This window comes from Streptomyces sp. NPDC088354, from assembly GCF_044753585.1.
GTDB lineage: Bacteria > Actinomycetota > Actinomycetes > Streptomycetales > Streptomycetaceae > Actinacidiphila.
In genome coordinates this window covers 13,066-24,300 of the sequence record NZ_JBIVNJ010000004.1, presented here as the reverse complement: position 1 = coordinate 24,300, position 11,235 = coordinate 13,066, and the positions used below count along the sequence as shown (strand labels likewise).

The following is an 11,235-nucleotide window of genomic DNA, read 5'->3' as shown; positions in this document are numbered from 1 at the left end:
CGTACCGCCGCGTAGGCAGATAGTTTTTCGGTGTACAAGACCACTATGGAAAGGGTGATCCGTTGAGCCGCTCGGTTCTCGTCACCGGAGGAAACCGGGGCATCGGCCTCGCCATCGCCCGGGCCTTCGCCGACGCCGGTGACCAGGTCGCCATCACCTACCGCTCGGGCGAGCCGCCGGCCGGCTTCCTCGCCGTCCGCTGCGACATCACGGATCCCGAGCAGGTCGAGCAGGCCTACAAGGAGATCGAGGAGAAGCAGGGTCCCGTACAGGTGCTGGTGGCCAACGCCGGCGTCACCCGCGACCAGCTGCTGCTGCGCATGTCGGAGGAGGACTTCACCTCCGTCATCGACACCAACCTCACCGGCACCTTCCGCATGGTCAAGCGTGCCTCGAAGGCGATGCTGCGGGCCCGCAAGGGCCGTGTCGTGCTGATCTCCTCCGTGGTGGGCCTGACGGGCCAGGCGGGACAGGCGAACTACGCCGCCTCCAAGGCCGGCCTGGTCGGCTTCGCCCGCTCCCTCGCCCGCGAGCTCGGCTCGCGCAACATCACCGTCAACGTCGTCGCCCCCGGCTTCGTCGACACCGACATGACCCGCGTGCTCACCGACGAGCAGCGCAAGGCCATCGTCAGCCAGGTCCCCGCGGGCCGGTACGCGCAGCCCGAGGAGATCGCCGCCTCGGTCCGCTTCCTCGCCTCCGACGAGGCCGCATACATCACTGGAGCCGTCATTCCCGTGGACGGCGGATTGGGCATGGGTCACTGAGCATGAGCGGAATCCTCGCCGGCAAACGCGTCCTCATCACGGGCGTGCTGATGGAGTCCTCCATCGCCTTCCACACCGCCAGGCTCGCCCAGGAGCAGGGCGCCGAGATCATCCTCACGGCGTTCCCGCGGCCCACGCTCACCGAGCGCATCGCCAAGAAGCTGCCCAGGCCCGTCAAGGTCATCGAGCTGGACGTCACCAACGGCGAGCACCTGGCCTCCCTGGCCGACGTGGTGCGCGAGGAGCTGGGCGGCCTGGACGGCGTGGTCCACTCCATCGGCTTCGCGCCGCAGGACGCGCTCGGCGGCAACTTCCTGAACACGCCGTTCGAGTCCGTCGCCACGGCCATGCACGTCTCCGCGTACTCGCTGAAGGCGCTCACCATGGCCTGCCTGCCGCTGATGCAGGAGGGCGGCTCGGTCGTCGGCCTCACCTTCGACGCGCAGTACGCCTGGCCGCAGTACGACTGGATGGGCCCGGCCAAGGCCGCCCTGGAGGCCACGTCGCGCTACATCGCGCGTGACCTCGGCAAGCAGAACATCCGCTGCAACCTGATCTCGGCGGGCCCGATCGGCTCCATGGCCGCGAAGTCCATCCCGGGCTTCAGCGAGCTCGCCGACGTCTGGAACCACCGCTCACCCCTGGAGTGGGACGTGGCCGACCCCGAGCCGGCCGGCCGCGGAGTCGTGGCGCTGCTCAGCGACTGGTTCCCCAAGACCACGGGCGAGATCGTGCACGTCGACGGCGGCCTGCACGCGATCGGCGCCTGACGCCGGCGGGTCCCTTCCCCGTCGTCGTTCGTCTCCTACGGCCCCGGTGCCGCCTTCGGGCGGGCCGGGGCCGTACGCGCGTTCGGGGCCGGCGTCCCCCGTTCGGCCCAGCAACCCGGGTGGTCCCGGGTGTGCGCCGCCACCATGGGGTGCGGGGCGAGGGGGACGAACCGGGGCAGCGGAGGGAGGGTGTGCATCGTGCGTGTGCGCTTCTACGCGGTGGCGGCAGCGGCGGCGGCCTCGGTGGTCGCGGGCCCGGCAGCGGCGGCGGCCCGGGCGGCGTCCGGGGCGGTCGAGGACACCGAGTGCCGGACCTCCGTGCAGGGCAGCGAGGGCGTGGCCGTCTGCTTCAACCCGGATCCGGACGTCGACCACGTGCAGCTGCACATCGAGTGCGCCCAGTGGTGGGACCCGGACGTGGACGGCTCGCAGGTCCCGGTGGGCCCGGCGGAGACGGTGACGCTGAGCGACCGCTGCTGGGAGGAGATATCGAGCGTCTGGGTCACCCGTCTGCCGGACGGAAGCGGCAGCTGAAGGCGTGGCCCGCGGCCTCCTCCGAAGCCGCCATAGGGTCCCCCTGGCGGATCGCCTCGACCAGCCGGGAGTGGTCCACGTACGTCTCGGCGCTCAGCTCCTCCCCGATGTCGGCGCGGAGGAACTCGCGCAGCACCTCGCCGAGGTCGGCGTAGAGCTCGGCGATGACCTCGTTGTGCGAGGCGGCCACGACCGACAGGTGCAGCGCCGCGTCGGCGTCCACGAAGACGTCCGCGCGCCCGGCGTGCCAGGCCCGTTCACGCCGCGCGAGAGCCGCGTCCAGCTGCCGGAGATCGCGCTCGGTGCGCCGCGAGGCGGCCAGCGACGCCGCGGCGGCCTCCAAGGCGCTGCGCAGCTCGGCGACGTGCCGGGGATCGGCGTCGGCGAAGCGGCGGTGCATGACGCCGGCCATCTCGCTCGTCGCCAGCACATAGGTGCCCGATCCCTGCCGGATGTCCAGCAGACCGTTGTGCGCCAGTGCCCGGACGGCCTCGCGGACGGTGTTGCGGGCCACCCCGAGCTGCTCCACCAGCTGCGTCTCGGTGGGGATGCGTGATCCCACCGGCCACTCACCGGAGGTGATCTGGGCGCGCAGTTGTGTGATCACCTGGTCGGCGAGCACGGACCGCCGGGGCGAGGTCAGGGGCATGGACCCTCCTCAGGATTCATCCCATCATTCTATGATGGTGCGCATGCGTGACGACGAAGCCACAACGATCGACCCTGCCACGGCAGGACCCGCCCTGCCCGTACAGCGGTCCGCCGCTCCGCAGAGCATGACGCACACCCGCGCCCGCACCCGGGTTTTCGTCGCCGTCGCGCTCGTCCTCGCCGCACTCAACCTGCGACCCGCCATCACGAGCCTCGGCGCGCTCCTGGAGGAGGTCCGCGACGGGCTGGGCATGAGCGGGACCGTCGCCGGGCTGCTCACCTCCGTGCCGGCCCTGTGCTTCGCCCTCTTCGGCGTGGCCGCGCCGCGGCTGGCCCGCCGCCGCGGCCCCGGCGCTGTGGTCTGCGGAGGACTGACCGCCATCGCACTCGGACTGGCCCTGCGCCCGTTCGCCGGGGGCACCGTCGTCTTCCTCGCCGCCAGCGCCCTGGCACTGGCCGGCATAGCCGTCGGCAACGTCCTGATGCCCGTGGTCGTCAAGCGCTACTTCCCCGATCGCGTGGGCACCATGACCGGCCTGTACTCCATGGCGCTCTCCCTGGGCACCGCCCTGGCGGCCGCGGCCACCGTCCCCGTGACACGTGCGCTGGGCGGCGACTGGCGCGCCGGCCTCGGTGTCTGGGCGGTGGTCGCGGTCGCGGCCGTCGTGCCCTGGCTCGCCCTGGTGCGCGACCGCAGCGGTGCCGGCGCCGGCACCGCGCCCGTCCCGGCCCCCGTGGCCCCCGCGGTGACCGCCCCCGTCGCGGCCGGCCGGATCACCCGCAGCCGCACCGCCTGGGCGCTGGCCGTGTACTTCGGGCTCCAGGCCACCGGCGCGTACATCACCATGGGCTGGCTGCCGCAGATCTTCCGTGACGCGGGGATCTCCGCCTCCGCCGCCGGAGTGCTGCTCGCCGTCACCATGGTGATGGGTGTGCCGCTGTCCTTCGTGCTGCCCGCGCTCGCGGGGCGGATGCGGCACCAGGGCGGACTGGCCGTGGGCCTCGGCCTGTTCGGGCTCGCCGGGTACGCGGGACTGTGGCTCGCGCCCGCCGCCGCGCCCTGGGTGTGGGCGGTCCTGCTCGGGATCTCCAACTGCTCCTTCCCGCTCGCCCTCACCATGATCGGGATGCGCTCGCGCACCGGCGCGGGAGTGGTGCGGCTGTCGGCCTTCGCGCAGTGCACCGGCTACCTGATCTCCATCCCGGGCCCGATCCTGGTCGGCGTCCTCTACCAGCACAGCGGCGGCTGGGACCTGCCCGTCGCCTTCATGCTCGCCCTGCTGCTGCCGCAGATCGCCGCGGGCATGGTCGCCGGGCGCGACCGGTCGGTGGAGGACGAACTCTGACGCACCCGGCGTCCCGGGCGACCCGGGTGCGGGGCTGCCGCGGGCCGGTGCCAGACTGAGGCCATGCCCGTGCTCGAGCCCAACCCCCCGCAGCCGCAGAAGAAGCTCCTGATCATCTTCGGCCTCATGCTCGCCGTCCCCGCCCTCGTCGCGGTGATCGCCACCATCGGCGCCAAGTTCGGCTGACCCGGCCCCCGACCCCCGGGGTGGGGACAACCCCACCTCCCCTAGGGGGTCAGGGTCAGGGTCAAGTGGGTGGGCCACCCGATGGGCCGGCGGTCCGCGGTTCCGTAGCGTCGTGGTGCAAGGTCAATCAGCACCCCGCACCTCGGAGGCGGTCCCGTGTCCACGCAGGCTGTTCCCTCGCGCGCCCCGCGCCCCCGCACCGTTCGTGCCGCGGCCGACGGCGCCGCGCAGACGCGCCTGCCGTGGTGGGCGCTGGCGCTGCCCGCCCTCGCCTTCGCCGCGCTGCTCGCGTTCGTCGCGGGGCCCGGAACCGCGAACGCCTCGGCGGCCGAACCCGCCGCACGCCTGTTCACCCGGCTTGCCGAGGTGCTACCGGCATTGCTGCAACACCTGCTGTAACCTCCGCACGCCGTCCGCGATCCGGGCCGCTCCCGCGCCTGCCGGGCGGTTTTCTGGAAAGCTGAGGGTCATGAGCGCAGCTGCATCGCCCCGCCGGATCGTCCTGCTCCGGCACGCCAAGGCCGATTGGCCCGCCGTTCCCGACCACGAGCGGCCGTTGGCCGACCGTGGACGCAAGGAGGCGCCGGTCGCCGGCCGCAGGCTCATGGAGCTGGACATCCCGTTCGACCTGACCCTCTGCTCCTCGGCCGTCCGCACCGTCGAGACCTGGAAGCTCGTCGCGCACGAACTTCCCCACCGCCCCCGGACCGTCTACGAGGAGCGGCTGTACGACGCCACCCTCGGAGACCTGCTCGCGCTGCTCAACGAGACCCCCGAGGACGTCGACGACCTGCTGCTGGTGGGCCACAACCCGGGAATCCACGCCCTCGCCGACGCTCTCGCCGGCAGCAGCGAGGGGGACGCCCTCGCGCGGATCGAGCGAACGGGCTTCCCCACCGCGTCGATCGCCGTGATCACCTTCACCGGTCCCTGGAAGACGGTCGAGCACGGCGTGGGGCGCCTGGTCGAGTTCTGGTCCCCGCACGACTGACCGGGCCGCGGACAGCGGCGACGGGCCCGGGGCGGTGCGTACGCGCTCCGGGTCCCGCCGCGGGGCGCGGACCCTCTCCGGTGGCTACGCCTCGACCGCGCCGTCCAGCGCGTCGGCCGCCTCGACCTCTTCGCGCGTGATGCCCAGCAGGTAAAGCACCGTGTCCAGGAACGGCACGTTGACCGCGGCGTCGGCGGCCTCCCGCACCACCTGCTTGGCGTTGAAGGCCACCCCGAGCCCGGCGGCGTTGAGCATGTCCAGGTCGTTCGCCCCGTCGCCGATCGCGACGGTCTGGTCGAGCGGCACCCCGGCCTCCGCGGCGAAGCGCCGCAGCAGCCGCGCCTTGCCCGCGCGGTCCACGACCTCCCCGACCACCCGGCCGGTGAGCCGGCCGTCGACGATCTCCAGGGTGTTGGCGGCCGCGAAGTCCAGCCCCAGCCGCTCCTTGAGGTCGTCCGTGACCTGCGTGAAGCCGCCCGAGACGACACCCACCTGGTAGCCCAGGCGTTTGAGGGTGCGGATCAGCGTGCGGGCGCCCGCCGTCAGCCGGACCTCCTGGCGCACCTTGTCCACCACGGACGCGTCCAGCCCCGCCAGCAGCGCCACCCGCGCGTGCAGCGACTGCTCGAAGTCCAGCTCGCCCCGCATCGCGCGGGCCGTCACCTCGGCGACCTCGTCCTCGCAGCCGGCGTGCGCCGCGAAGAGCTCGATCACCTCGTCCTGGATGACGGTGGAGTCCACGTCCATGACCACCAGCCGCCGCGCCCTGCGGTGCAGCCCGGACGACACCACGGCGACGTCCACCCCGCGCTGGTGCGCCTCCAGGGCGAGGACCGGGCGCAGCGCGTCGGTCGCGACACCCGACACGGCGAACTCCACCGCCGTCACCGGGTACTTCGCGAGGCGGAAGATGCGGTCGATGTTGCCGCCCACCGCGGTGATGCGGTTCGCTATGGCCGCGGTCGACTCCGCGGTGAGCGGGTGCCCGAGCACGGTCACATGGGAGCGGCCCTCGCCGCGCGGCCGGTTGTCGCCGATGCCGGAGATGATCTCGGCCTGCAGCCGCACCGACTCGGCCCAGGAGTGCACCGTCGCCCGCAGCGCGCCCTCCACGCCCGGCCCGGTGGGCGCGGTGACCAGCGCGCAGAGCACGATGCGGCCACGGGTGACGACCTGCTCGATGTCGACGACGTCCACCTGGAAGCCGGCCAGCGTCTCGAAGAGCCCGGCGGTGAGGCCCGGCCGGTCCTTGCCGAAGATCTTGACCAGGAGGGTCGGCACGTTGACGGCGGGGGCGGTGGTCGCCTGCGATGCGTCGTTCATGGTGAGACCACCGTATCGGGCACCCGGACCCGGGCGGAGACGCGTTCCGCCTGCCGGACAGGGCCCGTGGTCAGCGGCGCTGTCCCGGCGCGCCGGGTGGCGGCGGTCCGGGCGGGGGCGGCCCCGGGGGCCGGCCCGGCGGCGGTCCGGGCGGGGGCGGCAGCGGCATCCCGGTGACGGTCCGCGCCGAGTGCGGGGCGTCGGAGGGCGGCGACTGCTTGTACGGGTTGGGCTCCTCCTCGTGGGACTGGTAGCCGGGACTGGGGAGGTAGGGGCCGGGCTCGTACGCGATACCCGGGTAGGTGCGCCCGGAGTCCTGCGGGACCACGGGCCCGGGAGCCCCCACGGGCGGCTGCGGCGGCCGCGGCGCGGCCGCGCCGGTTGCCGCGCCCGGCGGCACGTAGGGCGACACCCTGCGTCCGGCCGTGCCCGTCGCCAGGGCCAGCAGCGCGCCCGCCCCGCCCGCCGCGGCACCCCAGGCGGCGCCCAGGAGCAGCGCGAGCGGCATGCTGCCGTGCAGGTCGATCCCGGCGCCCACGGCGTCGAAGCCGAACACCGACAGCCCCGCGTCCACGGAGACGCCGGTGAGCTGCACCAGCAGGAGGAAGGCGAGCGCCGTGACCACCCCGAGGCTCAGCGCGCACCGCCCGGCGTACCCGGCCCGCGAGGCGCCCCGCAACGGCGTGCGGACCGCGGCCAGCGCCCCGGCCGCCAGCATCATCAGCGCGACGGCAACCGTCAGCAGCCAGACCCGGTGGTCGAGTTCGGCCAGCCGCCCCATGGTCACCGGCTCCTGGGCCTTCCCCGTCAGCAGCCGGTCGAGGGGGTCGGGCAGCACCTTGGCGAGCTCGCCGGTGGCCGTGCCCTTCCACGAGACGAACAGACCCAGGGGCACCGCCAGCCAGACACCGTTGGGCGCCCCCAGGAGCGCCGCGCCGGCGATCCGCTTCGGCTCGTCCCCGGTGGCGGCCGCGTAGCCGGCCGCCGCGTACCCCGCCACCACGGCCAGCAGCAGCACCCAGCGCAGCGCCGAGGCGGCCGGACGGACAGCCGTGTGCACCGCCTCCAGGCCGGGAGGCAGCGGCGTGCGCCGCGAGGCGAGCAGCGTCAGCAGCAGTACGGCCAGCACCCACAGCAGTCCGCCCAGCAGCGAGCGGCCGGTGTCCACGTGGAAGCTCACCGAGGCCTTGGCGTCGATCAGGTCCTGCAGCCCGTCGCCCAGCCCGCCGCCGATGTCGCCGATGCCCGGCAACTGGTCGATCAGGCCGCCCCCGCCCCCGCTCTTGCCGGCGCCCAGCGCGGCCCCGTCGATGGCGATGGTGTCCTCGCCCGCCCAGCCCAGTGCACCGAGCAGCGCCACGAAAAGGACCGTCACGGTCCCGGCGCGCGCGACCAGTTCGCCGGCCGGGATCGTCACGCCCGCCCGTCGCAGCGAGCGCAGGAAGATCCAGGCCAGGAGCAGCGCCCCGACCAGTCCCACTCCCAGCGGCATCACGTCGAGCGCGCCTGCCGCGCCCGCGCCGTCGAGCCCGAACACCGCGACGTCCCCGGACGGGCTCACCTTGCCGCCCACCGCCATGGCCACCACGGCGGCGGTCATCGGCCCGAGGGAGCCCGCGGTGTCCGCCCCGAGCAGATGGAGCCCGAGCGCCGCCACGCCCACCATCGCCAGGTACGCCCAGCTGACGGCCGCGATCGCGGACAGCAGCACGCTGCCCCAGGGGATCGCCCGCGGCGCGTGCGGGGACGCGGCGGATGGTGGTGTGGAGGTGTACGTCGTCATGCCCGCCCCCGAGGTGTCGCGTCCGGACCGCCTGTGCTGCCTGCGCTGCTCATGCCCCGGTCCGTCATGATCCGCACGGATCCCGGGCGGTTACCACTCTCCGGTGGTGGTTCGGCGCCGTCAACGGATTCCCGGCAGCCCGTGCACTTCGTTCCGGTCGGGCGGGTTCTGCTTCTGCCGGCCGGTCGTGCCTGGAATAGTTCCTCCCGGTGTCCGCAATCCCTAGACTCCCCCCAAGGGGGACAACCCGGGGGACGACTTTGTGGGGCTTGGGGTGCCTGAACTCGTACTGGAACTGAACGGTCGCACCTGGACGCTGGATCCGTCCCGGTCGTACAGCCTCGGCCGGGACCCGCAGTCGGACGTGGTCCTCGACGACGCCAGGGTGTCCTGGCGGCACGCCACCATCCGGCGCGGGGACCGGGGCTGGGTCCTGGAGGACCTCGGCAGCACCAACGGCACCTATGTGCAGGGGCAGCGCGTGCACGCCCACGACGTCGCCGCCGGTGCCACCGTCAACCTCGGCAACGCCAACGACGGCCCGCAACTGGTCTTCAGCGGCAGTGCGTCGGCGGGCGGCGACATCTACAGCGCCGAGACCTCGCTCGCCCAGCCGCAGCAGGCCCGTCAGTCGGGTCCCGGCGTGCAGAGGGCACCGGCGCGGGGCGCGTCGTCGTCGCGGAACGGCTGGAACGCGGGCGGCAACGGCGCACAGCCGCACGTGCCGCAGCCCGCCCACGGCGGACAGGCGCCGCAGCCGCGTATCCCGGCCCCGCAGGGACCCTCGGGTGGAATGGGCTCCGCACCGCCCGTCTACGGCGACCGCAGCCCGACCACCTTCCACCACCTGGTGCTCGGCCGCGTGATGAAGATCGGCCGCGCCCTGGAGAACGACCTCGTCGTCTCCGACCTCCAGGTCTCCCGGTTCCACGCGGAGTTCCGGGCCCACCCGGACGGCCGCTACGAGATCGTCGACCTCGGCAGCCACAACGGCACCTACGTCAACGGCCAGCCGATCCAGCGTCACCTGCTCGGCCCCAACGACATCGTGGGCGTCGGCCACTCCACCTTCCGGCTCGTCGGCGACCAGCTGGAGGAGTTCGTCGACACCGGCGAGATCTCCTTCTCGGCCCGGCGGCTCACCGTGACCGTCCCCCAGGGCAACGGCACCAAGAACATCCTCAACGACGTCTCCTTCGGCGTCCCCGAGAAGTCGCTGGTCGCCGTCATCGGCCCTTCCGGCTCCGGCAAGTCGACGCTGCTGCGCGCGCTGACCGGCTACCGGCCGGCCGACGAGGGGGAGGTGCTGTACGACAGCCGCAACCTCTACAAGCAGTTCGCCGAGCTGCGGCAGCGCATCGGGCTGGTCCCGCAGGACGACATCCTCCACAAGGAGCTGACGATCCGCAAAGCCCTGCGCTACGCGGCCAAGCTCCGCTTCCCCGGCGACACCAAGGCCGCCGAGCGCGAGGCCCGCATCGACGAGGTGCTGCGCGAGCTGAAGCTCGACGTCCACGCCGACAAGCGCGTCACGTCGCTGTCCGGCGGCCAGCGCAAGCGCGTCTCCGTCGCCCTGGAACTGCTCACCAAGCCCTCGCTGATCTTCCTGGACGAGCCCACCTCCGGCCTCGACCCGGGTATGGACCGCGACGTGATGAAGCTGCTCCGCGGCCTGGCCGACGACGGCCGCACGGTGCTCGTGGTCACCCACTCCGTGGCCGAACTGGCCCTGTGCGACAAGCTGCTGGTGATGGCGCCGGGCGGCGCCGTGGCGTACTTCGGGCCGCCCGAGGAGGCGCTGAACTTCTTCGGCTACGAAACCTGGGCGGACGTCTTCTCCGCCTTCGAGAACTACCGCGACTACGACTGGTCAGGCCGCTGGCACGGCTCCCAGCACTATCAGATGTACGCCGCGGACCTGGACGCCGTCGCACCGCAGTCCGTACCCGTGGCCCCGCAGCAGACGAAGCCGCCCAAGCCGCAGAGCTGGGGGTCGCAGTTCGTCACCCTGGTGCGTCGCTACATGTCGGTGATCGCCTCCGACAAGGGCTTCATGGGACTGATGGTGATCCTGCCGGCGGTCCTCGGCCTGGTGAGCGTGGTCATCCCGGCGGACTTCGGCCTCACGGCCCCCGACCAGCCGGGCAAGTTCAACCCCGACGCCGGCACCATCCTGCTGATCCTCGCCGTCGGCGCCTGCTTCTCGGGCGCCGCCAACTCGGTGCGCGAACTGATCAAGGAACGGGTCATCTACGAGCGGGAACGCGCCACCGGCCTGTCGCGCTCGGCGTACCTGTTCTCCAAGGTGTTCGTCCTCGGCCTGATCAGCGCGCTCCAGGGCGTCATCATCTGCGCGATCGGCCTGTCGGTCCGCAAGCTCCCCGACGAGGGCCTGATCGTCAAGGGATTCCCGGCCGCCGAGCTCACCCTGGTGATCATCGGACTCGGCTTCAGCTCGATGATGTTCGGCCTGGTCATCTCCTCGCTGGTGAAGACCGCGGAGAAGACCATGCCGCTGCTGGTCATGTTCGCCATCGTCCAGGTGGTCTTCACCGGGGTGCTCTTCCAGATCTTCGGCACCGTGGGCCTGGAGCAGGTCGCCTGGCTGATGCCGTCCCGCTGGGCGGTCGGCGCCGCGGGCGCCACGCTCGACCTGGGCCACATCATGCCGCCGTGGGACCAGGCCAAGCCCGAAAACATCGACCCGCTGTGGGAGCACTCGGCCGCACAATGGGGCACCGACATGGGCATCCTGCTCGGTATCGGCGTGATCTGCGGCTTCCTCGTCCTGCGGCTGCTGCGGCGGCACGAGCCGGAGGTCATGCGCAAGTAGGGTGCGGGGCGTCCTCCCGACCTGCCCGCCACGCACAGGGGCGGCGGATTC

11 protein-coding genes are annotated in these 11,235 nt (G+C 72.8%); 8 read left to right on the top strand and 3 right to left on the bottom strand.

The features are described from left to right. The first annotated feature begins 62 nt into the window (after positions 1-62). The 3 genes from fabG (at position 63) to ACIP98_RS08410 (ending at position 2,071) form a co-directional block, all read left to right on the top strand. Entirely contained in the window at positions 63-767 is a 705-nt protein-coding gene (fabG, locus tag ACIP98_RS08420; protein WP_319661280.1) for a 3-oxoacyl-[acyl-carrier-protein] reductase, read from the top strand. A gap of 2 nt (positions 768-769) precedes the next feature. Beyond that, positions 770-1,537 (top strand): enoyl-ACP reductase FabI, encoded by a 768-nt coding sequence (gene fabI / locus ACIP98_RS08415; protein ID WP_319661281.1) that lies wholly within the window; start codon positions 770-772, stop codon positions 1,535-1,537. A gap of 189 nt (positions 1,538-1,726) precedes the next feature. Further along, positions 1,727-2,071 carry a hypothetical protein gene (locus ACIP98_RS08410; protein WP_401974451.1) on the top strand — a complete coding sequence of 115 codons (345 nt, stop codon included), beginning with the start codon at positions 1,727-1,729 and terminating at the stop codon, positions 2,069-2,071. Here ACIP98_RS08410 and ACIP98_RS08405 read toward each other — a convergent pair. Beyond that, complete coding sequence (locus ACIP98_RS08405) at positions 2,040-2,720, bottom strand: FCD domain-containing protein (protein WP_319661283.1); 681 nt, start codon at positions 2,718-2,720, stop codon at positions 2,040-2,042. The genes ACIP98_RS08410 and ACIP98_RS08405 overlap by 32 nt on opposite strands. 43 nt (positions 2,721-2,763) lie before the next feature. On the opposite strand from ACIP98_RS08405, the gene ACIP98_RS08400 reads away from it, so the two are divergent. From ACIP98_RS08400 to ACIP98_RS08385, 4 genes are all read left to right on the top strand, one after another. After that, the gene (locus ACIP98_RS08400; RefSeq protein ID WP_319661285.1) at positions 2,764-4,068 is read left to right on the top strand and encodes an MFS transporter; all 1,305 of its coding nucleotides are present in this window, start codon (positions 2,764-2,766) and stop codon (positions 4,066-4,068) included. Between the two features lie 63 nt (positions 4,069-4,131). Beyond that, the gene (locus ACIP98_RS08395; protein WP_319661286.1) at positions 4,132-4,254 is read left to right on the top strand and encodes an SGM_5486 family transporter-associated protein; all 123 of its coding nucleotides are present in this window, start codon (positions 4,132-4,134) and stop codon (positions 4,252-4,254) included. A 156-nt stretch (positions 4,255-4,410) separates the two neighbouring features. Further along, positions 4,411-4,653, top strand: a complete 243-nt coding sequence (locus ACIP98_RS08390) for a hypothetical protein (protein WP_319661287.1) — start codon at positions 4,411-4,413, stop codon at positions 4,651-4,653. A 70-nt stretch (positions 4,654-4,723) separates the two neighbouring features. After that, positions 4,724-5,245, top strand: coding sequence for a histidine phosphatase family protein (locus ACIP98_RS08385; RefSeq protein ID WP_319661288.1), 522 nt, complete (start codon positions 4,724-4,726; stop codon positions 5,243-5,245). 84 nt (positions 5,246-5,329) lie between these two features. Here ACIP98_RS08385 and serB read toward each other — a convergent pair whose 3' ends face one another. Together serB and ACIP98_RS08375 are read right to left on the bottom strand one after the other, a co-directional pair. Continuing rightward, positions 5,330-6,568 carry a phosphoserine phosphatase SerB gene (gene serB / locus ACIP98_RS08380; protein ID WP_401974448.1) on the bottom strand — a complete coding sequence of 413 codons (1,239 nt, stop codon included), beginning with the start codon at positions 6,566-6,568 and terminating at the stop codon, positions 5,330-5,332. 70 nt (positions 6,569-6,638) lie between these two features. After that, positions 6,639-8,351 (bottom strand): streptophobe family protein, encoded by a 1,713-nt coding sequence (locus ACIP98_RS08375; RefSeq protein WP_401974445.1) that lies wholly within the window; start codon positions 8,349-8,351, stop codon positions 6,639-6,641. 274 nt (positions 8,352-8,625) lie between these two features. On the opposite strand from ACIP98_RS08375, the gene ACIP98_RS08370 reads away from it, so the two are divergent. After that, the gene (locus ACIP98_RS08370; protein WP_319661291.1) at positions 8,626-11,184 is read left to right on the top strand and encodes an FHA domain-containing protein; all 2,559 of its coding nucleotides are present in this window, start codon (positions 8,626-8,628) and stop codon (positions 11,182-11,184) included. Positions 11,185-11,235 lie beyond the last annotated feature (51 nt).

Bases quoted from the DNA above. Each gene is read 5' to 3' on its own strand.
- serB (WP_401974448.1), bottom strand. From the start codon at position 6,568: ATGAACGACGCATCGCAGGCGACCACCGCCCCCGCCGTCAACGTGCCG.
- ACIP98_RS08395 (WP_319661286.1), top strand. From the start codon at position 4,132: ATGCCCGTGCTCGAGCCCAACCCCCCGCAGCCGCAGAAGAAGCTCCTG.
- ACIP98_RS08400 (WP_319661285.1), top strand. From the start codon at position 2,764: ATGCGTGACGACGAAGCCACAACGATCGACCCTGCCACGGCAGGACCC.
- ACIP98_RS08375 (WP_401974445.1), bottom strand. From the start codon at position 8,351: ATGACGACGTACACCTCCACACCACCATCCGCCGCGTCCCCGCACGCG.
- ACIP98_RS08405 (WP_319661283.1), bottom strand. From the start codon at position 2,720: ATGCCCCTGACCTCGCCCCGGCGGTCCGTGCTCGCCGACCAGGTGATC.
- fabI (WP_319661281.1), top strand. From the start codon at position 770: ATGAGCGGAATCCTCGCCGGCAAACGCGTCCTCATCACGGGCGTGCTG.
- ACIP98_RS08385 (WP_319661288.1), top strand. From the start codon at position 4,724: ATGAGCGCAGCTGCATCGCCCCGCCGGATCGTCCTGCTCCGGCACGCC.